This window comes from Cellulomonas chitinilytica (assembly GCF_016862675.1).
GTDB classification, from domain to species: domain Bacteria; phylum Actinomycetota; class Actinomycetes; order Actinomycetales; family Cellulomonadaceae; genus Cellulomonas; species Cellulomonas chitinilytica.
This window is the reverse complement of record NZ_BONK01000010.1, coordinates 158,034-181,555: the sequence shown is the minus strand read 5'-3', so window position 1 is coordinate 181,555 and position 23,522 is coordinate 158,034. Positions and strand designations below refer to the sequence as shown.

At 74.5% G+C, this 23,522-nt stretch carries 16 protein-coding genes and 1 tRNA gene; 13 read left to right on the top strand and 4 right to left on the bottom strand.

Annotated features, from left to right (window positions below; translation table 11 throughout):
- Positions 1-6: 6 nt before the first annotated feature.
- Positions 7-1,296: an MFS transporter gene (locus Cch01nite_RS15140; protein ID WP_239070651.1), complete on the bottom strand. Its 1,290-nt coding sequence runs from the start codon at positions 1,294-1,296 to the stop codon at positions 7-9.
- A gap of 128 nt (positions 1,297-1,424) precedes the next feature.
- On the opposite strand from Cch01nite_RS15140, the gene Cch01nite_RS15135 reads away from it, so the two are divergent.
- From Cch01nite_RS15135 to Cch01nite_RS15120, 4 genes are all read left to right on the top strand, one after another.
- Positions 1,425-2,078: a FadR/GntR family transcriptional regulator gene (locus Cch01nite_RS15135; RefSeq protein WP_203756713.1), complete on the top strand. Its 654-nt coding sequence runs from the start codon at positions 1,425-1,427 to the stop codon at positions 2,076-2,078.
- Between the two features lie 45 nt (positions 2,079-2,123).
- Positions 2,124-2,196: transfer RNA gene (locus Cch01nite_RS15130), tRNA-Arg, on the top strand.
- Positions 2,197-2,386: 190 nt separating this feature from the next.
- Positions 2,387-3,475, top strand: coding sequence for a right-handed parallel beta-helix repeat-containing protein (locus Cch01nite_RS15125; RefSeq protein WP_203756710.1), 1,089 nt, complete (start codon positions 2,387-2,389; stop codon positions 3,473-3,475).
- 200 nt (positions 3,476-3,675) lie between these two features.
- Complete coding sequence (locus Cch01nite_RS15120) at positions 3,676-4,734, top strand: LLM class flavin-dependent oxidoreductase (protein ID WP_203756702.1); 1,059 nt, start codon at positions 3,676-3,678, stop codon at positions 4,732-4,734.
- Here Cch01nite_RS15120 and Cch01nite_RS15115 read toward each other — a convergent pair.
- On the bottom strand, positions 4,731-6,227 hold the full coding sequence (locus Cch01nite_RS15115) for an MFS transporter (protein WP_203756690.1): 1,497 nt from the start codon (positions 6,225-6,227) through the stop codon (positions 4,731-4,733). The genes Cch01nite_RS15120 and Cch01nite_RS15115 overlap by 4 nt on opposite strands.
- A 275-nt stretch (positions 6,228-6,502) precedes the next feature.
- Here Cch01nite_RS15115 and Cch01nite_RS15110 point away from each other — a divergent pair, with 275 nt between their 5' ends.
- The 8 genes from Cch01nite_RS15110 (at position 6,503) to Cch01nite_RS15075 (ending at position 19,022) form a co-directional block, all read left to right on the top strand.
- Positions 6,503-9,577, top strand: coding sequence for a hypothetical protein (locus Cch01nite_RS15110; RefSeq protein ID WP_203756688.1), 3,075 nt, complete (start codon positions 6,503-6,505; stop codon positions 9,575-9,577).
- 42 nt (positions 9,578-9,619) lie between these two features.
- The gene (locus tag Cch01nite_RS15105; protein WP_203756685.1) at positions 9,620-11,335 is read left to right on the top strand and encodes a cation:proton antiporter; all 1,716 of its coding nucleotides are present in this window, start codon (positions 9,620-9,622) and stop codon (positions 11,333-11,335) included.
- Positions 11,336-11,373: 38 nt separating this feature from the next.
- Positions 11,374-11,829 (top strand): GNAT family N-acetyltransferase, encoded by a 456-nt coding sequence (locus tag Cch01nite_RS15100; protein WP_203756676.1) that lies wholly within the window; start codon positions 11,374-11,376, stop codon positions 11,827-11,829.
- A 103-nt stretch (positions 11,830-11,932) separates the two neighbouring features.
- Positions 11,933-13,207: a DUF222 domain-containing protein gene (locus tag Cch01nite_RS15095; protein ID WP_203756674.1), complete on the top strand. Its 1,275-nt coding sequence runs from the start codon at positions 11,933-11,935 to the stop codon at positions 13,205-13,207.
- Positions 13,208-13,646: 439 nt separating this feature from the next.
- On the top strand, positions 13,647-16,412 hold the full coding sequence (adhE, locus tag Cch01nite_RS15090) for a bifunctional acetaldehyde-CoA/alcohol dehydrogenase (protein ID WP_203756672.1): 2,766 nt from the start codon (positions 13,647-13,649) through the stop codon (positions 16,410-16,412).
- A gap of 360 nt (positions 16,413-16,772) precedes the next feature.
- Positions 16,773-17,327, top strand: coding sequence for a hypothetical protein (locus Cch01nite_RS15085; RefSeq protein WP_239070646.1), 555 nt, complete (start codon positions 16,773-16,775; stop codon positions 17,325-17,327).
- A 240-nt stretch (positions 17,328-17,567) separates the two neighbouring features.
- The gene (locus Cch01nite_RS15080; RefSeq protein ID WP_203756670.1) at positions 17,568-17,693 is read left to right on the top strand and encodes a molybdopterin oxidoreductase; all 126 of its coding nucleotides are present in this window, start codon (positions 17,568-17,570) and stop codon (positions 17,691-17,693) included.
- Positions 17,694-17,780: 87 nt separating this feature from the next.
- On the top strand, positions 17,781-19,022 hold the full coding sequence (locus Cch01nite_RS15075) for a pyridoxal phosphate-dependent aminotransferase (protein WP_239070643.1): 1,242 nt from the start codon (positions 17,781-17,783) through the stop codon (positions 19,020-19,022).
- A gap of 166 nt (positions 19,023-19,188) precedes the next feature.
- Here the strand turns inward: Cch01nite_RS15075 and Cch01nite_RS15070 are convergent, their stop codons facing one another.
- On the bottom strand, positions 19,189-20,592 hold the full coding sequence (locus Cch01nite_RS15070; RefSeq protein WP_203756667.1) for a multidrug effflux MFS transporter: 1,404 nt from the start codon (positions 20,590-20,592) through the stop codon (positions 19,189-19,191).
- A gap of 287 nt (positions 20,593-20,879) precedes the next feature.
- On the bottom strand, positions 20,880-22,415 hold the full coding sequence (gene pdxR / locus Cch01nite_RS15065; protein WP_203756662.1) for a MocR-like pyridoxine biosynthesis transcription factor PdxR: 1,536 nt from the start codon (positions 22,413-22,415) through the stop codon (positions 20,880-20,882).
- Positions 22,416-22,509: 94 nt separating this feature from the next.
- Between pdxR and Cch01nite_RS15060 the strand changes: the two genes are divergently transcribed.
- Positions 22,510-23,496, top strand: a complete 987-nt coding sequence (locus Cch01nite_RS15060) for an aldo/keto reductase (RefSeq protein WP_203756661.1) — start codon at positions 22,510-22,512, stop codon at positions 23,494-23,496.
- The last annotated feature ends 26 nt before the right edge of the window (positions 23,497-23,522 follow it).

Here is a 23,522-nt window from a genome sequence, read left to right as displayed (position 1 = left end):
GACGGGTTATCGGGCCTCCGCCGGCACCGGCTCGTCGGCGGTCTCGGGCGTGCCGAGCATGTCCGGCCGGCACGCGCGCCACGCGACGACGGCCTGCACGAGCACCAGCCCGAGCAGCACGGCGATCGGCACGTCCCAGCCGCCCGTCGCGTCGTACAGGAGGCCGATCCCGACCGGTCCCAGCCCCGCCACCGCGTACCCGACGCCCTGCACCATGCCCGACAGGGTCACGGCGATCGCGGGCGTCGCGGTGCGCAGCCCGATGAGCGCGAGCGACACGGGGAACGTGCCGCCGCCGATGCCGAGCAGCACCATCCACACGGCCGTGCCGTGCGTCGGCGCGAACCACAGGCCCAGGTACCCGACGGCCCAGCACGCGAGGAAGCACACGACGAGCGGGTACGGGTTGCGCATCCGCGCGGTCAGCACCGGTCCGAGCAGCGCCGCGGGCAGACCCATGATCGCGACCACCGCCAGCCACCGGCCGCCCTCCGCCGGGTCCAGGCCCGCGTCGGCGAGGATCTCCGGCAGCCACGCGAACAGCACGTACATGCCGGTCGTGTTGAGCGCCCACGTCGCCGCCAGGGCCCAGGCGAGCGGCGAGCGCCAGACGAGGCGCGTGACGCCGCGGTCGTGCGACACCAGCACCTGCTCGCCCGTCCGCCGGGGCGCGCGGCGCAGCAGCTCGCGCAGGTGCGCACGTGCCGTCACCGACCGGACGACCACGACGACCCACGGCACCGCCGCGGCCACGCCCACGACGGCCCACCAGCCGATCGCGACCCGCCACCCGTACCGCTGCGCGACCGGGAGCGCGAACAGCGGCGGCAGGGCCGTGCTGAACGAGAGCGCCACCGAGTACACCGCGGTGACGAGCCCGATCCGGTCCGGGAAGTACCGCTTCACCAGCGGCGGGAGCAGCACGTTGCCCATGCCCATGCCCGCCAGCGCGAGCACCGACCACGCCAGGAACGCGGGCGCCGACGACACCGTCGCCCGGACCACCTCGCCCGTCGCCGACAGCAGCATCGCGAGGATCATCGTCGGCTCGAGGCCCACCCGCCGGGCGCACGGCGTCGCGAGCGAGCCGAACACCGCGAACGAGACGACCGGGATCGTGCCCAGCAGACCGACCTCGCCCGCCGAGAGGGCGACGTCCTCGCGGACGACCGCCAGGATCGGCGACACGGCCGCGACGGCGACCCGCAGGTTGAGGGCCACGAGGACGATGCCGGCGAGGACCACGAGCCGGCCGCGCCACACGGGTCGAGAGGTCACGGGCTGGGAGGACTCCACTTGCCGGGAGTCTATCGGCCGCCCGTCGTCGGCCTGCCCGCGGACCATGTCCCCTGGTCGGAGGTCTAGCACAGGCATGCCTCGCCGGTGTTGACTGCACGGCATGCCTGGACACGGAGCCTGACCGGATGGCGCGTCGCACCGGTCTGATCGACACCGCCGTCGACGAGATCCGCAGCCGCATCACCGCCGGCGACTGGCCGGTCGGGGCGCGGATCCCTCCCGAACCCGCGCTCGTCGACCTGCTCGGCGTCGGACGGAACACCGTCCGCGAGGCCGTCCAGTCGCTCGTGCACGCGGGCCTCCTCGAACGCCGCCAGGGCTCCGGCACGTACGTGCTGTCGACGTCCGAGCTCGCCGTGTCCATGGGCCGGCACATCGCCGACGCCCGGCAGCGGGACGTCATCGAGGTGCGCCGGGCCCTCGAGATGGAGGCCGCCCGGCTGGCCGCCCGTCGGCGGACCTCGACGGACGCCGCCGCGCTGCTCGACCGCCGCGACGAGCGCGCCGCCGCGTACCGGTCCGGGGACCTCGACCGGATGGTCGTCACCGACCTCGACCTGCACCGGGCGATCGTCCGGACCGCCGGCAACCCCGTGCTCGTCACCCTCTACGAGAACCTGCTCGACGCCATCGGCGAGAACATCCGGTTCAACTTCGTCACCGACACCCACGGGTTCGACGCGCACGACGGGCTCGTCGAGGCCATCGTCGCGGGTGACGACCGCGCCGCGGTCGACGAGACGAGCCAGTACCTGTCCGCGCTGCTGGGGGAACGCTGACGGGCTGGTAGTGTCGTGCACCGCGCGAGGCGACTCGCGTGAAACGCCCGCGTAGCTCAGTGGATAGAGCGTCTGCCTCCGGAGCAGAAGGTCGAAGGTTCGAGTCCTTTCGCGGGCACACAGTGTGACCAGGCAGTGGTCCGTCACGGCCACGCCGGTCGAACGGACTCCTCCCCCGTGGGGACGAGACGTCGTGGGCGCATTTTCGCCCGCCCCTCCCCAGCCGCAACGGGGCAAACCCGGGCATAGTGGGCATCGATTCACGACCGCTCCATCCGCACCACGCCCGACCCCTCGTGGAGGTGCCCGTGCGCGTCCCGGCCGTCCTGTCCTGCCTGGCGCTCGTGAGCGCCGCCGTCCTGGTCGCGGCTCCCGCGAGCGCGACACCCGCCCGACCTGCGTGCGGGTCGACGCTCACGGTCGACACGGTGCTGCGGTCCGACCTCGTGTGCGCCGGCGACGGCCTGACCCTGGCCGCCGACGTCGACCTGGACCTGCGGGGCCACACCCTGCGGAGCACGGCCGGTGGCGTGGGCCTGTCGGTGACCTCCACGGGTACCGCGAAGGTCACGAACGGCACGCTCACGGGGTGGGACACCGCGGTGCGGACCCTGGTGGACTGGGACGGCCCCGGACCGGGCCCCCTCACGGTCGACCGGGTCACGTTCCGCGACAACGGCATGGGGATCGACGGGAACGGCGACGGGGGCATCGGCGCGAAGTCGGTGACGGTCACCCGCTCGGCGTTCACCGACAACCGCACCGCCGCGATGACCGCCCAGCTGATCGTCGTCACCATCGACCGCACCACCTTCACGGGCAACGCGGTCGGGTACTGGGGCGACACCGGTTCGTCCGTCACCGTCACCGACACAGGGTTCGTGCGCAACGACCGGGCGCTCATCGCCACCGAGGCAGGAGCGACGATCAGTCGGTCGGCGTTCGTCGAGAACCCCCAGGCCGTCGTCAGCGGCGGTGTGGTCAGCGGGATCACCATGACGGACAGCCGGCTCAGCGGCTCGGACGTGGCGTTCGACGGTCGCGGCGCGTCGTCGGAGATCTCCGGCTCGACGTTCGTCGGGAACGCCACCGCCGTGATCGTGGGCCCGTTCGGGGGGACGATCACGTCGAGCACGTTCCGCGGCAACCAGACCACGGTGGTCCTGGACGCCGGCGAGTGGGACGAGCCGAGCGCCGTCGTCCGGGACAACACGTTCCGGCTCAACGGCGACGGCCTGCGGCTCGAGAACGCGGGCGCGTCGGTCAGCATCGGCGGCAACGACGCGCGGGCCAACACGGGTTGGGGCATCTACGCCCCGGGCGCCACCGACCTGGGCGGCAACACCGCCAGGCGCAACGGCAACGCGCCGCAGTGCGTCGGGGTCGTGTGCTCGTGACGCCGACGGGCCGGCCGCGGGCCGGCTGAGGGCCGGCTGAGGGTCGGCCACCTGCGGGCCGGGGTGGCGGCGGTCACGTCCGCCCCGAGCGGCGGGCCGCCACGGCGCTCTCTCACGATCCGGGACGACGGGCGACGTCGTTGACCCGTCGAGGACGGCTCCCTACTCTCCGCAGCCCCGACCGTCAGGAGCCCGCCGCCATGCCCACGATCCGCTCGCTCGCGTTCCTCACGCCGGGCAACTTCCTCGACGACGACCCGCGCACGGGCCTGGAGTCGACGCTGGCGCTGTTCGCGACCGGCGAGCGGCTCGGGTTCCAGGGGGCATGGGTCCGGCAGCGTCATCTCGAGCACGGCATCTCGTCGGCCGCGACGTTCCTCGCCGCCGCGACGCAGCGGACCACCACGATCGAGCTCGGCACGGCCGTCATCCCGATCGGGTACGAGAGCCCGTTCCGGCTCGGCGAGGACCTCGCGACGGTCGACGTGCTGTCGCGCGGCCGCCTGCAGGCCGGGCTCAGCGCGGGCACACCGCCGCACGTCGAGCTGCTCGGCGAGAAGGTGTTCGACGGCGACTGGCGGGACGTCGACTTCTCGCACGCCCGCATCGAGCGGCTCGCCGACGGGCTGCGGGGCACCTACCTCGGCGACGAGGACACCCGCATCGTCTCGCCGGGCAACGTCCAGCGCCCGCGCCTGCAGCCGCACAGCCCCGGCCTGGTGGAGCGCCTCTGGTACGGCGCCGCGTCGCGCCGCTCCACGCTGTGGGCGGCCGAGCACGGGCTGCACCTGCTCACCGGGAACATCGTGGCCGGGGAGGGGACGGGCGACTTCGTCGCCGCGCAGCGCGCCAACCTCGCGGCGTTCCGTGCCGCGTGGGCGGGCGCACACGCGCCGCGCGTCGCGCTCGGACGGGTCGTCGTGCCGACCGACGGCGCCGACCGGGCGACCCGGGAGCGGTACCGCGAGTACGCGCGGAGCCGGCACGAGCGCACCCTGGCGCCCGTCGGGCCGCGGCGGACGCTGTTCGCGCCCGACCTCGTCGGCAGCAGCGACGAGATCGTCGAGCGGATCCTCGAGGACGCCGCCGTCGGCGAGGTCGACGAGCTGCGGCTCGAGCTGCCGTACGAGCTCACGGCCGGCGACTACGAGCAGATCCTGCACGACGTCGCGACGCTCGTGGCGCCGCGGCTCGGGTGGCAGCCGGCGGGTGCCGCGGCGGCAGCGGCGGGTGCGGGGGCGGGTGCGGCGGCGCGCTAGCCGACGGGGATCTGCGCGGGGGTGTCGGCGCCCGCCGCGTCGGCGCCGTCCGGCGGGCCGTGCACGGGCGCCAGGTCGGCCGAGGCGTCGGTCCGTCCCGTCGTGCGGGGCCCGCCGTGCAGCCACCGGGTCGATCCGACGCCCGCCGCGAGCACCAGCAGCACGCCGCAGAACAGCAGGGACACGACGAACGACGACGAGGTCACCTCGGCGTCCGGGCCACGCAGGAGCAGGCCCGAGGCGACCGCCACGCAGAACGTCGCCGACAGCCGCTGCGTGAGCTGCAGGAACGACGCGGCGACGCCGTGGAACCCGGCCGGCGCGAAGCCGAGCGTCACGGCCCGCAACGGCGGCTCGACGAGGCCGCTCGCGAACCCCATGAGCACCTCGACGACCGCGACGACGACCAGGAGCGGCACGCCGTCCGACCCGCGCGCGACGGCGGCCGCGAGCCCGGCCAGCGCCACCACGTGCACGAGCAGCGCGGCCGGGACGAGCCGGGAGCCCCGGCGGTCGAAGACGCGGGCGGCGAGCGAGGACGAGACGACACGGCTCGCCGCCGACGGCAGCAGCACGACCGCGACGGCGAGCGCGGGCACGTGGGCGCCCTGGATGAGGAAGAGCGTGACGACCGTGGAGTGCGCGACGACCGACCCGAACCAGAGCAGCGCGACCGCGTTCCCGGTCACGAACCCCGGCTGCCGGACCAGCGCGGGCGCGAACAGGGCCACCCGGCCCCGCCGGGCGTAGCGCCGTTCCCAGACGACGAGCACGACGACCAGCACGGGCACGGCGACGGCCGCGGTGCCCCACACGGACGGTCGGGCGCCCGGGTCGATGACCGGCAGGGTGACCAGGACGGCGAGCGCCCCGAGCAGGACGACGGCAGGGACGTCCAGGTCGAGGCGGGTGCCCCGTCGAGGCGCCCGGGGCACGAAGCGCAGCGCCAGGACCAGCGTCGTGACGGCGAAGGGGACGTTGATCAGCAGCACCGCCCGCCAGCCCCACCCCGCGGGGAGCAGCGCCAGCAGCGTCGCCGCCGACAGGGGCCCGACCAGCGCGGCCGCGGCCCCCGCGCTCGTGTAGGCCGCGAGCGCACGCACCCGGCGGGGACCGGTGAACAGGTCCTGGATGATGCCGAGCACCTGCGCGCTGATGAGGCCCGCGCCGAACCCCTGGACCAGCCGGCCGCCGACGACCCACCACATGCCGCCGGCCACCGCTGCGACGGACCCGCCGACGACGAACACGACCAGGCCGGCGACGAACAGCCCGCGCCGCCCGTAGGCGTCACCGAGCCGGCCCCCCGGCACGAGCCCCAGGCCGAACGTCAGCGAGTACGACGCGAGCAGCCACTGCACCTGGGCGGTGCTCGCACCGAGCTGCTCCGACAGGCTCGGCACGGCGAAGCCGAGCACCGCGGAGTCGACGAGCGTCGCGAAGCCGGCGCCGAGGCAGCACCACAGGGCGAGCCGGGTCTGGCGGTCGGTCACGGTGCTGGCCCTCGGGGTCGGCGCGTCCGGGCGGACGGCACCGGGTCGGGGTGCGGGCGCACCGTAGGAAGGGGGCGGGACCGGGTCAACGTGCGGACGGGTCTGCTCACCATGCGGGACGGTGACGGGACGGCCGCGCCGGGCGCTGCACCGACGGGCGACCGGGTGAATGGTCCGTGACCCCCTCCGGCGTTCGCGCAGGTCGGGGCCTCGCACGCGTCGGGCTGGTGTGACCTGAGCCACATCTGCCCAGGCCACGTTCCTACACTGCGCCGGTGCCCCGCTCCCGTGCCTGGCCGTCGCTCGTCGCGGCCCTCGTCGTCCTCGCGCTAGGCGCGGCCGTGGCCGTGGGCGTCGGGCAGGTGCTCGGGCTCAGCTTCTCGCCGGCCGGCACCCCCGAGGCGGCGCGGACGGGCGGCGCACCGGCGCCAGCCGTCCCCCCGCCCGTGATCGCGAGCCTGGACGTCCCGGCGGGCGAGCGGGTGGCGCTGGCGGCGTCCGCCGTGCGCGACGCCCTGGCGGACCGCGGGCTCCCCGCCCCGACCGTCACCACCGGCACGGCACCGGCCGACGCCGACCTCGCGGTGCACGTCGTGCCCGCGTTCGACCCGTCCCCGGAGGCCTACCGGGTGCACCGCGACGCCGCCGGCCGCTACGTGCTGGACGCCGCCGGTGCGCAGGGCGCGGCCGCCGGGCTGTACGCGGTCGCGGACCGGATCCGCTCCGGCGCCGCCGTCGTGCCGCCCGGGACCGACGGGGTCGCGCAGTCGCCGCGCCTCGGGCTCCGGCTCACCGACTCCGGCTCCGTCGGGCGCGAGGCCGACGAGGAGGCGTTCGCCGCCGGGGACGACTACTCGCTCAACACCGACGTCGTCGCCGGGGCCGTGCTGCCCGCCGCGCCGTGGGTCGACGCCGCCGCCGTCGCGCGGATCGACGCCCAGTTCCGCCAGCTCGTCCGGCACGCGCTGCGGCAGGGGTACAACGGCGTCGTCGTCCCGGGATTCCTCGAGTACGTGTCGTTCCGTGCCGTGGACGGCGTGTACCCCGCCGGCGACCCGCACGTCGAGCGGGCCGCCGCGATGGTCGAGGCGTTCGGGCCCGTGTTCCGGTACGCGCACGACATGGGCATGCACGTGTACCTCCTCACGGACATGCTCGCCGTCTCCCCGCCCCTGGAGGCGTACCTCGACCGGACGGTCGGCGGGCTCGACGTCGAGAACCCGGCGCTGTGGTCCGTCTACCAGGCGGGGCTGTCCGAGCTGTTCGACGCGATGCCGTTCGTCGACGGGCTCATGGTGCGCATCGGCGAGGGCGGCGACGTCTACCAGGCCGGGTGGGACTACTCGTCGCGTCTCGCGGTCACGACACCGGCCGCGGTCCGGACGATGCTGCGGGCGCTCCTCGACACCGCCGGCGCGCACGACAAGGACCTGATCTTCCGCACGTGGACCGTCGGGGTCGGCGCCGTCGGCGACCTGCACACCGACCCCGCGTCGTACGACGAGGTCCTCGGCGACCTCGACGACCCCCACCTCGTCGTCTCGACGAAGTACACGGCGGGCGACTTCTACAGCCACCTGCCGCTCAACCCCACGCTCTCCGTCGGGACGCAGCGGCGGATCGTCGAGCTGCAGGCCCGCCGCGAGTTCGAAGGGTTCGGCGCACTCCCGAACGACCTCGTCGCCGAGCACGCGCAGGCGCTGCAGGAGTTCCTCGCCGCGAACCCGCACGTCGAAGGCATCTGGAGCTGGACCCAGGACGGCGGCCCGCTGCGCGCCGGGCCGATGACGCTGTACCTGCGCACCGGGTTCTGGCAGCTGTACGACCTCAACGCCTACGGCGCCGCCCGGCTCGCCCAGGACCCGTCGGCCTCGCCCGCGCAGGTCACCGCCGACTGGGTCCGGCAGACCCTGACCGACGACCCCGCCACCGTCGACGTCGTCACCGCGGCCCTCGCCCGCTCCCGCGAGGCCGTCACGCGCGGGCTGTACATCGGGCCGTACGCGGAGCAGAGCGTCCGGGCGCTCGGCCTCGAGCCGCCGCCCATGATGTGGATCTTCGAGTGGGACATCGTCACCGGGGACTCCGCAGCGCTCGACAGCATCTACGCCGTCAGCCGCGACGACCTCGACGGCTCGCTCGCCGACGGCACCCGTGCGGCGCAGGTCGCCGCCGCCATGCGCGACGAGGTCGCCGCGACCGACCCGGCGACGTGGCGCTCCCCCGAGCTGTACCGGTCCTTAGTCGACGCCCTCGACTACGAGACGGACCTCCTGCAGACCCTCGCCGCCTACCGCGCGACGGTGCTCCGGCACGCGCAGTGGCTCGACACCGGGAGCGCGACGGCACACGCGCAGTGGCAGGAGGCCGAGCGGGAGTACCGCACGGCCCGCGCCGTGCACGTCGACCGGTACACCGGCGACGTCGCCCTGCCCGCGTACAACTTCACCGCCGCCGACCTCGGCAGCGAGCGCGCCGACCGCGACCCGGCGATGGCGTGGCTCGCGCGCGGGCTGCTCGCGGCGACGCTCGCCGCGCTGCTGCTCGGGTCCGCCGCGGTGCAGCGGAGGTGGCGCGCCCCCGGTGCCGCCGCGCTGCGTGCGCTGCTCGTCGCGGTCGTCCGGCCGTGGCGGCTGGGTGAGGTCGCGGCCCCGACGAGCCGCACGGACCGGGTCGTGGTCTGGGCGCTGCCCGCGCTCGTGCTCGTGACGAGCCGCGCGGTCTTCACCTGGTTCGCCGCACCCGCGCACCTGCTCGCCACCGTCGGTGCGTGGGTGCTGCTCGCGGTGCTGCTGCGTTGCGTCGTGCGACGTCGCGACCCGTTCCACCTGTGGGCCGCGCTCGGCGGCGTCGTCCTGCTGCGGGCCGTCGTGCTGCTCGTCGCGCTCGCCGTCCGCGGGCCCGGGCGCTACTGGTTCGCGTTCTGGACCGACCCGACGTCCCGCACCGCGTACGTCACCGTCGCGTTCGCCGCGTTCTGCTGGCTGTTCGTCGTCGTCGCCCTCGTGCTCCGACGGGCGTACGGGATGCGACCCGCCCGCGCGCTCGGGGCGACCGCCGTCGTCGGAGGGCTCACGCTGGCCGTCGTCGCCGGGGCCGTCGCCGGGATCGGGCTCGAACGGGCACTGACCGTGTGGAACGACCAGATGGCGCTGCTGCCGTGGGGGCTGTCACGGATCCTCGGGATCACCGTGTACCTCGGCATCCCCGCCTCGCTCCCCACGGCGCTCGCCGTCGTCGGGCTCGTCGTCGCAGGGACCGGGGCGGCGGTCGCGGTCCCCCGGCCCCGTCGCGCGCCCTCCGCCCCGGCCGGGACGCCGGAGCATGCGGTCGCCGTGCACCGCTCGTAAGGTCGCAGCAGCCCTGCACCCGACGGCTCGGAGGCGACCACCGTGCACCACGTCGAGGTCTTCCTGCTGGTCGCCGGGGCCGTGCTCGTCGCGGCGGCCTGCCGCCGGCGGAGATGGCCGGCGCCCCTCGTCATCGTCGCGATCGCGCTCGTCGTCTCGTTCGTGCCCGGCGTGCCGAGGTACGAGATCGACTCCGAGGTCCTGCTCGAGTTCGTGCTCCCGCCGCTGCTGTACTCCGCGGCGCTGTCCAGCTCGTACCGGGACTTCCGCGCGTCCCTCAACTCCATCACCCGGCTCGGGGTCGGGCTCGTCCTGGTGTCCGCCGTCGCCGTCGCGCTCGTCTTCTGGGCCTCCGAGCTCGCCGTGCCCTTCGCCGCCGCGCTCGTGCTCGGCGCCGTCGTCGCGCCGCCCGACGCGGTCGCCGCCGCTGCCGTGGGCCGGCGGCTCGGGCTGCCGCGGCGCGTGATGACCCTGCTGTCCGGCGAGAGCCTCATCAACGACGCCACGTCGCTCACGCTCTACAAGGTGGCGCTGGTCGGCGTCTCCACCGGCGCCTGGCTGCTCGGCGACGCCGTGAAGACCTTCAGCCTGGCCGTGGTCGTCGGCGTCGGCGTGGGCCTCGTGCTCGGCTGGGTCGTGCACCAGGTCCGGCTGCACCTCGACGACCCCGTCGTCGCGTCCGCGATCGGGCTGCTCACCCCGTTCGCCGCGTACTGGTTCGCCGAGGCCGTCAGCGGGTCCGGCGTGCTCGCCGTCGTCACCGCCGGGCTGTACCTCGGGCACACCTCGCCCCGCGCCGGCTACGCGACCCGGCTCTACGAGGAGCCCATCTGGTCGACGCTCGACATCCTGCTCGAGTCGTTCACGTTCGCCCTCATCGGCGTCCAGCTGCCCTGGGTCATCCGCGACGTCGTCGCCTCCGACCAGGGGCTCGCGCACGGCGTCGCCGTCTCGCTCCTGGTGCTGCTCACGGCGATCCTCGTGCGGCCCGCGTACATCTTCGTCACCGCGCGGTTCGACCACCTCCGGCTGCGCGGCAGCCACCGACCCGCCCACGACTCGCTCTCCGCGCGGGAGTCCGCGGTCGTCTCGTGGGCCGGGATGCGCGGCGTCGTCACGCTCGCCGCGGCCGCCGCCATCCCCGTGACGCTCGGTGGCGCGCCCTTCCCCGAGCGGGCCACCATCCAGCTCGCCGCGTACACCGTCGCGCTCGGGACGCTCCTGGTGCAGGGGCTCACCCTGCCCTGGGTGATCCGGCGGCTGCGGGTCGGCTCCGCCGACGAGGCCGCCAGGGACGCCGCGCAGGAGGCCGCCACGCGGGTCGCGACCGCCGAGGCCGTGCAGCAGGCGCTCGAGTCCCGACGTGAGGCGTGGGCGGCGATCGTCGGACCCGAGAACGCCGACGAGGCCATCGGGCGGCTCTCGGCCGCCTGGCGCGGACGGGCCGCCGCGGCCGCCGTGATGCTCGACCCCGACCACGCCGACGAGCTGCTGCCCGACGACCTCGACGTGTCCGAGAGCACCCGGGGGCTCGGACCGCTCGCCGGGCCGCGCGTGGACGGCCGGCTGCCGGGGAAGGAGGAGTCGCGGAGGGCCCAGAAGCTGCGGCGGCAGATCGTCGCCGTGCAGCGGGAGGTCCTCATGGAACGGCGGGACGCCGGGGAGCTCGACGAGACCGTGATGCGGCGGATGATGCGGGAGCTCGACCTGGAGGACGAGAGCCTGTCGTCGTCGTGGCTGGAGCGGGTGCAGGGGTGACGGCCCCGCCTCGCCTCGCAGGCCGTACGGTCACCGGCATGAGTGGCCGACTGCAGACGTGGACGGGGGCGGTCCCGGCCGTCGCGCGGGCTCAGGTCGCCGAGCTCCTGGAGGACGCCGTCGCGGGTCCGCACCCCGAGACGGCCTCCGCCCTGGTCGCTTCCCTCCCAGCTGTCGTCGTCTGCGTCGACGACGAACCGGTGGCCGCGGCGGTCGGTCGTGAGAGGGATGGCGGCTTCGTCGTCCGGGCGCTCGCCGTCGAGCGGACGAGGCGTCGGTCCGGGCTCGGGCGTCTGCTGCTCGACGAGGTCTCGCTCGTGAGCGGGTACCGGTGGGTCGAGGCGGAGACCGATCGGCACAGCGTGGAGTTCTACCGCCGGTGCGGGTTCTCGATCACGTCGCTCGGTGAGAAGTACCCCGGGGTCGAACGCTTCCGGTGCCTGCGGGAGTCGCCGGATCAGCCGTCGCGGCGGCCCACGGACGGCAGGCTCTAGCTCGCGTCCGCCCTGTGGATGACGCGGCCTATGGACGGTTCGATGACGCATCTGCGCAGGTCAGAGGGTTGACTGTCATGTCGAGCGGCGTAGAATCGTACGTATGTTCGAACCGTCGCTCGCGACCTCACCGCCCCTCGCGGCACTCGTGAGGCTCCTCGACGCGCTCGTGGACGAGGTGCGTGACGCCGGGGGCTGGAGCCGCGAGGCGCGGGAAGCGGCGTTGGCAGGTTTCTATCGGGTCACCGGTGCGGTGGCGACGGCACGGGCTCACCTGCTGGTGGCGGAGCGGGCGGCAGGGACGTCGGTCGGACCCGGTGACAGGTCCTTCGAGGCGGCGCGTGCGCGACGCGCCCGGCTCGGGCTGGGCGAGGCCTCGCGGCAGATGCGTCAGGCGGACGCGCTCGTGGCGATGCCCGTCGTCGCGGCAGCGGTGCGGTCCGGCGGGGTGCCGCTCGAGCACCTCGACGCCGTCGCACGGACCACCGCCCGGGCATCGCTCGCCGTCGCTGAGCAGCTCTCGTCCGACGAAGGGCAGGAGGCCGTCGTGCGGATGGCTCGGTCGCAGACGGCGCCCGAGTTCGCGCGGTCGCTCGCGCACCTGGTCGCGACGATGGAGCCGGGTGCGCTCGAGCGGGACCACGAGGCGCAGCGGCGCGAACGGTTCCTCGTGCTGACCGACCGGCCCGACGGGACGTTCCTGCGCGGGCGGCTCGACCGGAGGGCCGGTGAGGCGCTCCGGTTGGCGGTCGAGGCGGTCGGCGAGGTGCCAGGACCGGACCGGTCGCCCGAGCAGGCGACGGCAGACGCACTCGTGGCGCTGGCGGAGAGGTCGCTCGCGACCGGCCGGGTGGGACGCGGCCAGCGCGGCGACCTGGTGGGCGCTCGGATCGGCGACGGCCCGGACGGCGTCGCGCCCGAGGCTCCCGGCCGCTCCGGGGCGTCCGCGCGACCGCACGTCTCGCTCGTCGTGCCCGTGGAGACGTTGGCCGAGCTGCGCGCCCACCACGCCGCCCGCGCCGCCGGCCAGGAGCTCGACCGGTCGCCGGTGCCGCCGGCCACGACCGAGGACGGCGCGCCCGTCCCGATGTCCGTGCTGGCCCGGGCGCTGTGCGACTGCGAGGTGACCCGGATCGCCGTGACCGCCGACGGCACACCCACCGACCTCGGCCGGACCCGCCGGGTCTACACCGGTGCCCAGCGACGCGCGGTGATCGTCCGCGACCAGCGATGCGCGTGGAACGGGTGCGGCAAGCCGGCGCGGTGGGCGAGGTCCACCACATCCGGTGGTGGGACCGGGACGGCGGGCGCACCTCTGTCGCCAACGGGGTGCTGCTGTGCGTCTACCACCACCACGAGGTGCACCGGCTGGACCTGACGATCGAGCGGCGCACAGCGCCGCCCGACGGCTCTCACCGTGGAGGCGGACGGCAGCGGCGGCGGGATCCGGCACGTCCGCGCGAGCCTGACACCCGCCTGCCCCGAGGTTGGCCCGTTCCGCGGTACACGTTCTGGTCGCGGGCGGGGCGGATCGTCAACGCTCCGGCCGACGACCTCGGTCCTGAGCGGCGGCACGAAGCGTGGAGTCCCGACAGGCGTCCGGCCGCGGCGGTGTGATCCACGAGACTTCCGCGCGATCGAGGAGCGACGGGGCCCGTGACCTGCGGGAACACTGCGGCACACCACCCGGTGCGCAGGTCAGGACCTTCGCCCCATTCATCCGACGAGTTCGCTCAATAGCGTCGTTCCTGTCGCAACCGCGATCTCCAGCGTCGGAGCGAACCCACCACCTGTTACCTGCTCAAGGGGAGCCCACGGTGACCGTCACCGAGTCCAGCACGTCGCGCACGTCCAAGGGCCGCAAGGCCGACACCGTCGTCGCAGCAGGCGCCAGCGCCGCGTCGACCACCGCACCCGCGCCGACGACGCCTGAGGCTGACATCACCGCGTCGATCGACCAGCTCGTCGCGAACGCGACCAAGGCCCTCGCCGAGTACTCCCGCTTCACGCAGGAGGACGTCGACCGCCTGGTCAAGAAGGGCTCGGTCGCCGCGCTGGACCAGCACGGGCACCTCGCCAAGCTCGCCGTCGACGAGACCGGCCGCGGCGTGTTCGAGGACAAGGCCGTCAAGAACATCTTCGCGTGCGAGCACGTGACGAACTCGATGGCGGACCTCAAGACCGTCGGCGTGATCAGCCGCGACGACCTGCGGGGCATCACCGAGATCGCCGAGCCCGTCGGCGTCATCTGTGGCGTCACCCCCGTGACGAACCCGACGTCGACCGCGATCTTCAAGTCGCTCATCGCGCTCAAGACGCGCAACCCGATCATCTTCGCGTTCCACCCGAGCGCCCAGAAGTCCTCCGTCGCCGCCGCCAAGGTCGTCCGCGACGCCGCGATCGCGGCCGGTGCCCCCGAGCACTGCATCCAGTGGGTCGAGACGCCCTCGATCGCCGCCACCAACGCCCTGATGAACCACCCGGGCGTCTCCACCATCCTCGCGACCGGCGGCAACGCGATGGTCCGCGCCGCCTACTCGTGCGGCAAGCCCGCGCTCGGCGTCGGCGCCGGCAACGTCCCCGCCTACATCGAGAAGACCGCCAAGCTCAAGCGGGCCGTCAACGACGTCGTGCTGTCCAAGGCGTTCGACAACGGCATGATCTGCGCCTCCGAGCAGGCCGTCATCCTCGACGACGTCATCTACGACGAGGCCATGCGCGAGTTCGCCGTGCTGCACGCCTACCGCGCCACGCCCGCCGAGAAGGCCAAGCTCGAGCAGTTCATCTTCGGCGTCGACGCCGAGGGCACGAACTGCGCCGAGGCCAAGCTCAACCCGTCCGTCGTCGGCCAGTCGCCGCAGTGGATCGCCGAGAAGGCCGGCTTCAGCGTCCCGGCCGACACGTCGATCATCCTGGCCGAGGTCTCCGGTGTCGGCCCCCAGGAGCCCCTGACCCGCGAGAAGCTCGCGCCGGTCCTCGCGGTGCTGCGTGCGACGTCCACCGAGCACGGCATCACCCTGGCCGAGCAGATGGTCGAGTTCGACGGCCTGGGCCACTCCGCCGCGATCCACACGCGCGACGACGCCCTGACCGAGGAGTTCGGCAGCCGGGTGAAGGCCGTCCGCGTCATCGCGAACGCCCCCAGCTCGCTCGGCGGCATCGGTGACATCTACAACGCGTTCATCCCGTCGCTCACCCTGGGCTGCGGGTCGTACGGGCACAACTCCGTGTCCAACAACGTCTCGGCGGTGAACCTCATCAACGTCAAGCGGGTCGGTCGCCGCAACAACAACCTGCAGTGGTTCAAGGTCCCGGCGAAGACGTACTTCGAGCCGAACGCCATCCGCTACCTGTCGGACATGGCCGACGTCGAGCGCGTCACGATCGTCACCGACGCCACGATGACCACGCTGGGCTTCGTCGACAAGATCATCGACGTCCTCAACCGCCGTCCCAACAAGGTCGCGCTGCAGATCATCGACCAGGTCGAGCCCGAGCCGTCGGTGCGGACCGTCCAGGCGGGCGCCGCGCAGATGCGCCACTTCCGGCCCGACACGATCATCGCCCTCGGCGGCGGCTCGCCGATGGACGCCGCGAAGGTCATGTGGCTGCTCTACGAGCACCCGGAGATCGAGTTCTCCGACCTGAAGCAGAAGTTCTTCGACGTCCGCAAGCGTGCGTTCAAGTTCCCCGTCCTGGGCGAGCTCGCGCAGCTCGTCTGCATCCCGACGACGTCGGGCACGGGCGCCGAGGTCACGCCGTTCGCGGTCATCTCCGACCCGGACGCCGGCAAGAAGTACCCGCTCGCGGACTACGCGCTCACCCCGACCGTCGCGATCATCGACCCCGTCCTCACCTCGAAGATGCCCCCGTCGCTCGCGGCGGACTCCGGCTTCGACGCCCTCACCCACGCCACCGAGGCGTTCGTGAGCGTCTACGCCAACGACTTCACGGACGGCATGGCCCTGCAGGCGATCCGCCTCATCTTCGACAACCTGGCCATGTCCGTGAACGGGGACCCGAACGACCCCGCCACGCGGGACGCCCGGGAGAAGATGCACAACGCCGGGACGATCGCCGGGATGAGCTTCGGCAACGCGTTCCTCGGGATCGTGCACGCCATGGCGCACGTGACCGGCTCGACGTACCACCTGGTGCACGGCCGCACGAACGCGACGCTGCTCCCCCACGTCATCCGCTACAACGGCACCGTCCCGACGAAGCTCACGAGCTGGCCGAAGTACGAGCACTACGTCGCGCCGGAGCGGTTCCAGCAGATCGCCGCGATGCTCGGCCTGCCGGCCTCCACGCCGGCCGAGGGCGTGGAGTCGTACGCCCTCGCGGTCGAGGCGCTGCGTTCCAAGGTCGGCATCCCGTCGTCCTTCCAGGCGCAGGGCGTCGACGAGCAGGAGTTCATCTCCCGGCTCGACGAGGTCGCCATGGGCGCCTACGAGGACCAGTGCGCACCCGCCAACCCGCGGATGCCGATGATCGACGACATGAAGGACCTGTTGACGGCGGCTTACTACGGAACGTCGCTGGAGGACGTCCGTACGCGCCGCAGCGAGCAGCTGGAGGCCTGAGTCCTCCGCGGCCGCCCTGCCCCCCCTCTGCGGGAGCGGCCGTCCTGCTCGCCCCGATGCCTCGCCCGGCTGACCACCCGCCGGGCGAGGCATCGCCTTGTCAGGGGACCGATCCACGCGAGCGGTCGCCGCGACCCTGGGGAGAGCGCCACGCGAGCGGTCGCCGCGACCCAGGGGAGAGCGCCGCGCGAGCGGTCGCCGCCATCGCGGGGACCGCTCGCGCGAGGCGCACCGGCAGCGCGCGCAGTCGGGCGATCGTCCAGATCGGTGCCGCCGTCGGGACGGACGAGCACGGGACCGGCGGGCGCCGCGGCCGACGGGCGGGCAGACTGTGGCGGACCCGACCCCCAGGAGGACCCCGTGCTCCCGATCGGCCCCCACAGCACACGGACGACACCCCGGTCGTTCCGCACCCGCACCACCTCGCGCCTCGCAGCGCTCGCGCTGGGCGTCGGCGTGGCCGCCGGCCTCGCCGCCTGCTCCGACTCCGACATCGACGACGCCGCCCAGCAGGCCAAGGATGCCGCCAGCAGCGCACGCAGCGCCGTCGACGAGGCCCGCCAGTCCCTCGAGGACGCGCGCCAGCAGGCCCAGGAGGCGAAGGACGAGATCGAGGCCGCCAAGGAGAAGCTCAGCTCGCTCGACGCGACCACCAAGGCCAAGGCGGACGCGGCCGTCGCCCAGGCGCAGCAGGCCGTCACCGACGCCCAGGCGGCCCTCGACAAGGCGAAGGCCGACGGCACGGAGCAGAGCCAGGAGGCGATCGCGGACGCCCAGGCGGAGCTCGACGCAGCACGCCAGCAGCTCGACGCGGCGAAGGCCGACGCGGGCGGTGAGGCGGCGGACGCGCTCGACGACCTGTCGCAGGAGCTCGCGTCCCTGGGCGACGACCTGCGGGCCGCGACGTCGGGCTGACGCAGACCTGACCCTCGGCCGAGGGACGAGGCCGCTCCCGTTCGGTGCTCGCCGGGCAGCGTCGTCGTGCCGGGTGTGCGGTTCGCCGCGGATGCGCGCGGGACGCGTCCAGCGCTCGTCCGGCCCCCCCGGCGTCGGCGACGCCGCGGTTCGCCCGCGGACCCGCGCGCATCTGGGTGATTTCGGGGTCGCGCGGCGCGGGACGTTGTACCTCCGGACGGACCTGCCGATGGTGAAGGTATGGCTGACCGACACCCGGTGCGCGTCCCGCGCAGGCACCACGTGGAGTGGTGGGTGCTGAGTGCCTGGGCGTCGATCGCGATGCTCGTCGTCGTCGGTGCGATGGCGGCGGCCGGCATCCTCTGAGACGCCCGAGGCACGCTGCGGTGTCGTCCGCGCCCGCGGCCGAGCCCGGCGGACCCGTCGTCGCACCGCCCGGCCTATCCTCGCGGGGTGACGATCCCGACCGTACTGACCCCTCGCTGGCGTGACGTGGCCCGGGCGACGGGGCTCCTGACCCCGAGCGGTGACGTCCGCGCGACGGTGTTCGCGGAGATGTCGGCCCTGGCGACCCGGACGGGCGCGCTCAACCTCGGGCAGGGCTTCCCGGACGTCGACGGTCCGGCGTCGGTCGCACGCGCCGCGGCGGACGCCATCGCGCAGGGGGCCAACCAGTACCCGCCGGGCCCGGGGATCCAGGCGCTGCGGGAGGCGGTCGCAGAGCACCAGCTCACCCGGTACGGCCTGCGGTTCGACCTCGACCGGGAGGTGCTCGTCACGGCGGGGGCCACGGAGGCGCTCGCAGCGGCCGTCCTCGCGCTCGCGGGCCCGGGCGACGAGGTGCTCACGCTCGAGCCGTTCTACGACGCGTACGCGGCGGTCATCGCGATGGCGGGCGCCACGCACACGACCGCGCCGCTGCGCCCCACGACCGAGGGCTTCCGGCTCGACGAGCAGGCGCTGACGGCGGCGTTCACGGACCGCACCCGGCTGGTGCTGCTGAACACGCCGCACAACCCGACGGGCACCGTGCTGACGCGGGACGAGCTCGCGGTGGTCGCGCGTCTCGCGGTCGCGCACGACGCCGTCGTCGTCACGGACGAGGTGTACGAGCACCTGCTCCTCGGGGGACCCGCTCGCCCGGAGCACGTCCCGGTGGCGACGCTGCCCGGGATGGCGGAGCGGACCCTGACGGTGTCGTCGGCGGGCAAGACGTTCTCGTTCACCGGCTGGAAGATCGGCTGGGTGACCGGACCGGAGCACCTGGTCACGGCCGTGCGGACCGTGAAGCAGTTCCTCACCTACGTCTCGGGGGCGCCGTTCCAGCCGGCCGTGGCGTTCGCGCTGCGGGACCCGGAGGTCACGGCCTGGGTGGACGAGCTGGCCGCGTCGCTGACGCGCCGCCGCGACCTGCTCTGCGCGGGTCTCGTCGACGCCGGGTTCCGGGTCGTCCGCCCCGACGGCACGTACTTCGTGCTCGCCGACGCGGCACCGCTCGGGTTCGACGACGGTGAGGCCCTGTGCCACGCGCTGCCGGAGCTGGCCGGGGTCGTCGGCGTCCCCGTCTCGGCCTTCACGCACACCGGGTCGCCCGCCGACGTCGCGCTGCGCTCGTGGGTGCGCTTCACGTTCGTCAAGCGGGACGACGTCCTCGAGGAGGCGGTCCGCCGCCTGCGGGCCCTCGGCACGCGCTGAGCACGCCGCGACTCGTCGGTCCCGACCGGCCGCACGACCTCACGCACGACCCGCCGGACCCGCGCCGGGCCGGGTGGGCCGGGCCGGGCGGGCCGGGCGGGCCGGGCGGGCCGGGCCGGGCCGACCGCCGCACCCGCCGGTGCGCACCTGTGCGGACCTGCGCGGCTCAGGCCGCCCAGGCACCACCGCGACGGTACGCAGGGGTCGCGACGGCGAGGACGAGCAGCGCCGCGACGGCCGCGCCGACCATGACGCCGGCCATCGCGACCGAGTCACCGCCGAGCAGACCGGACAGCGGGCTGATCACCGCCGACACCCCGATGCCGATCGCCCCGATGAGCGCGGCCGCGGTGCCGGCGATCTCGCCGTGCCGGCTCAGGGCGAGCGCCGAGGCGTTCGGCGGTGCGAGGTTCACGAGCGCCAGCACGAGCCAGAGCGCGACGAGGATCGCGGCGAGCCCGCCCCATCCGGTGATCGCGATGGCGAGCAGACCGAGGGTGAACGCGACGGACAGCGGCAGCGCGACCCGGATGATCCGGATCGGCGCGACCCGGCGGACCAGCGCGGCGTTGACCTGCGCGCCGCCGACGAGCCCCAGGCCGTTCACGGCGAACAGGAGCGAGAACTCGTGCGCGGACAGCCCGTACCCCTCCTGGAGGACGAACGGCGACGCGACGACGTAGCTCATGAGCACGGCGTTCCCGAGGCCGGGCATCAGCGCGAGCGCGAGGAAGTGCCGGTCGCGGAAGAGCCGGCGGTACCCCGACATCGCGGTGCGCATCCCGCCGTCGCGTCGCCGCTCGGGCGGGAGGGTCTCGGGGAGCCGGCGCCAGACGACGAGCCACAGCGCGACACCGAACAGCCCGAGCGCGCCGAACACGCCGCGCCACCCGACCTCCCCTGCGATCAGCCCGCCGACGGACGGCGCGAACAGCGGGGCGACACCGATGACGAGCATCAGCCGGGAGATCAGCCGGGACGCGTCGGCGCCGACGAAGCGGTCGCGGATCACGGCCATCGCGACGACGGTCGCGGCCGCGTTGAAGAAGCCCTGGGCCACGCGGATGCCGATGAGCGGAAGGATCGACGGCGCGAGCGCGCACAGCACCGACGTGACGACGTGCAGCGCGACGCCGATGAGCACCGGGCGCCGCCGGCCGAACCGGTCGGACAGCGGGCCGATCACGAGCTGGCCCATGGCGCCGCCGACCATCATCGCGGTCATCGTCAGCTGGGCGGCCGTCGCGGACGTGTTCAGGTCGCGGGCGACGTCCGGCAGGGACGGCAGGTAGATGTCGTTCGAGATCGCCGGGAGCGCGCACATCATGCCGAGCAGCAGGACGTACTTGGCGTTGGGGCGGAACGCCGGCGCCGTCGCCGCGGCGTCGGGGGCTGCGGGCTCGGCCCTCTCCGGGAGGCTCGTCGGTGCCGGACCCAGGGTCGCCGCCGGGGCGACGACGGACGGGCCGGCGACGGCCGGCGTCGGGACGGACGCCGTCGGGACGGACGGCGTGGGGACGGCGGAACCGGGGTGGGTGGTGTGGCGGCCCGGGCTCAGGTGCGTGGTCATCGGCGGCTCGACGAGGGTCGGTGGCGGGCGGGATCGGCGGCGGGGTCGTGGGTCGTGCGCAAGCTCATCGCGGTCCAGTCTCACATCGCCGCCGCCCCGACGCGAATCGATTCGACCCGCGTCAACCTGCGGTGTTGCCAATGTCACCCGCCTCGGCGTCGGCACCCTCGGTCGACATCATGAGTCGGTCACGCCGCCCTTCGGACACCGTCACGCACCGGTCATGCCGCCACACCGGACCAGCCGCCCGGCCACCCACCGGGTCACGCCCCGCCCGCCCCACCGGGTCACGCCCCGCGCGTCCCGGCCCGGATCGCGTCGGCCAGCCGGGCGACCGCCTCCGGCAGGACCGCGTCGACGAGGTTGCCGTAGCCGAGGACGAGCGCGGGCGGCCGCCCGTCGGGCACCACGTGGTACCGCCCTGCGGGGACGACGTGGACCTGCCGCTGCGCGGCGAGCCGCACCACCCGGCCCTCGTCGGCCGTGGCGGGCAGAGCGAGCACCGCGTGCAGCCCCGCGGCGACCCCGGACACGGGCAGCTCGGGCAGGGCAGCCGCGAGCGCTGTGAGCAGCGCCGTCCGCCGATGTCGGTACCTGGTCCGGGCGGCCCGGAGATGACGGTCGTAGGAGCCGTCGGCGACGAGCGCGGCGAACGCGAGCTGGTGCAGCACGGGTGGCGGCGGCACGAACCGGTCGAGCCCGGCTCCGCCCAGCGGGCCCTCGCCGATGCCGTGGCGCGCGTCGCCGGGCGTGCGGTCACCGACGAGCCGTCGCGGCCCGACGAGCCACCCGATGCCGAACGCGGGCGCGAGGGTCTTGCTGAGCGACCCGACGAGCACGACCCGGTCGGGTGCGAGCCCTTGCAGCGCGGCGACGGGTCGCCGGTCGTAGCGGAACTCCGCGTCGTAGTCGTCCTCGAGCACGACGCCGTCGACGCTGCGTGCCCACCGGACGAGCGCCTCGCGTCGTGCAGGTGCGAGCACGCCGCCCGACGGGAACTGGTGCGCGGGCGTGACGAGCGCGGCCCGGGCACCGGAACGCTCCGCGGCCCGCACGAGCGCGTCGGTGTCGACCCCGTCGGCGTCGACGGGGACGGGGACGATCGCGAGGCGGGCGTGCTGCGCGACGTCGCGCAGGACCGGCCAGCCGGGGTCCTCGACGAGGAGCGCCCGGTGACCGTCCGCGACGAGCGTGCGCGCGACCCGCGCGACCCCGTCGCTCGACCCGTGCGTCACGACGACGTCGTCGGGCTCCGCGACGACGGCCCGCGACGCGGCGAGCCGGGCCGCGAGCACCGCTCGCAGCCGAGGGGTGCCGCGCGGGTCGGCGCCCAGCAGGTCGGACGGCGTCGCCAGCATCACGGCGTCGTGGGTCGCGCGCGCCCAGGCCTGACGTGGGAGGTGGCGCAGGTCGGCGACGCCGGGGCCGAGGTCGTACCGCAGGCGTGCGGGGCGCGGCTGCTCGGCCGGTCGTGACGGCCGCGGGGCTCCCGACCCGGGCGACGGCCCTGGCGCACCTGCACCCGCCTGGGTCGTCACGGGTCCTGTCCACCCGCCCTGCCCGACGCGCGTCGCGGACCCGGTGCGCGCCTCGAGCACGCCCTCGGCGACGAGCTCGCCGTACGCCTCCGTGACGACCCACCGCGAGACGCCGAGGCCCTCCGCGAGCGCACGGCTCGGCGGCAGGGCGGCCCCGCGAGGCAGGCGGCCGTCGCGGACGGCCGTGCGCACGGCGCGCGCGAGCTGGTCACGCAGCGGCCCGGCACCGTCGAGCGTCAGCAGCGGATCGGCGCCGACGAGCGAAGTGGTCTGGTCGATCCGCATGAAGTCGGACCGTACCACCGGGCCGCTCACCTCCTACGGTCGACGTGTGGCCCCGACGCGCAGGGCCGACGGCTCGACCACACGAGGAGTCCTCATGCAGCACCGCACGATCGGCACCGGCACGGCGACCGTCGAGGTCAGCACGCTGTGCCTCGGCGCGATGAACTTCGGCACGAGCACCCCCGAGGACACCGCGTTCGCGATCCTCGACCGCTTCGTCGAGGCCGGCGGCACGTTCGTCGACACGGCGAACAACTACAACGCCTGGATCCCCGGCGGCCACGGCCGCGAGAGCGAGGACGTGCTGGGCCGCTGGATCCGGTCGCGCGGCGCGGCCGGTCTCGTCCGGGTCGCGACGAAGTGCGGCGCCGGCAAGAAGGACCCGGCGCTGCCGCTGTCCGGCGAGGCGCCGACGAACTTCGAGGGCCTCGGCGCCGACGTCGTCAAGCGCGAGGCGTTCGAGAGCATGCGCCACCTCGGCGTCGACCGGCTCGACGTCCTCTACGGCCACGTCGACGACCGCGAGACGCCCCTCGAGGAGACGGTCGGCGCGTTCGGCGAGCTCGTCGCCGACGGCGCGGTCACCGTCCCCGGCATCTCGAACGTGACGGTGTGGCGGGTCGTCGAGGCACGCGCCACCGCCGAGCGGCTCGGCGTGGCGCCGTACGGCGTCGTGCAGCAGCAGGGCGGCTACCTGGTCCCGACGCAGACCCCGTTCCGGACCAACTGGATCACGGGCGACCTGCTCGACTACGCGGCCTCGACGGGCGTCGAGGGCCGGCCGCAGCTGGCGGTCGTCGCGTACTCGCCCGTGCTCAAGGGTGCGCTGTCCCGGGACGACCGGCCGCTGTCCGGGGGAACCGACCACGTCGGCGGCCGGCACCGCCGCCAGGTGCTCCGCGAGGTCGCCCACGAGCTGGGCGTCAGCCCGGAGCGCGTCGCCCTGGCGTGGCTCATGGGCGGCGAGGTGCCCGTCGTGCCGCTGGTGGGCCCGAGCAGCGTCGAGCAGCTCGACGACGCTCTCGCCGCGGTGGACCTGGTGCTCGACGACGACGTGCGCGCACGGCTCGACGAGGCCTGATCCCGCGCGGTCCGCGGTCCCGTGCG

Coding starts and splice junctions, on each gene's coding strand:
- pdxR (WP_203756662.1), bottom strand. CDS start 22,415: ATGCGGATCGACCAGACCACTTCGCTCGTCGGCGCCGATCCGCTGCTG.
- Cch01nite_RS15135 (WP_203756713.1), top strand. CDS start 1,425: ATGGCGCGTCGCACCGGTCTGATCGACACCGCCGTCGACGAGATCCGC.
- Cch01nite_RS15060 (WP_203756661.1), top strand. CDS start 22,510: ATGCAGCACCGCACGATCGGCACCGGCACGGCGACCGTCGAGGTCAGC.
- Cch01nite_RS15120 (WP_203756702.1), top strand. CDS start 3,676: ATGCCCACGATCCGCTCGCTCGCGTTCCTCACGCCGGGCAACTTCCTC.
- Cch01nite_RS15095 (WP_203756674.1), top strand. CDS start 11,933: ATGTTCGAACCGTCGCTCGCGACCTCACCGCCCCTCGCGGCACTCGTG.
- Cch01nite_RS15080 (WP_203756670.1), top strand. CDS start 17,568: ATGGCTGACCGACACCCGGTGCGCGTCCCGCGCAGGCACCACGTGGAG.
- Cch01nite_RS15100 (WP_203756676.1), top strand. CDS start 11,374: ATGAGTGGCCGACTGCAGACGTGGACGGGGGCGGTCCCGGCCGTCGCG.
- Cch01nite_RS15070 (WP_203756667.1), bottom strand. CDS start 20,592: ATGACCACGCACCTGAGCCCGGGCCGCCACACCACCCACCCCGGTTCC.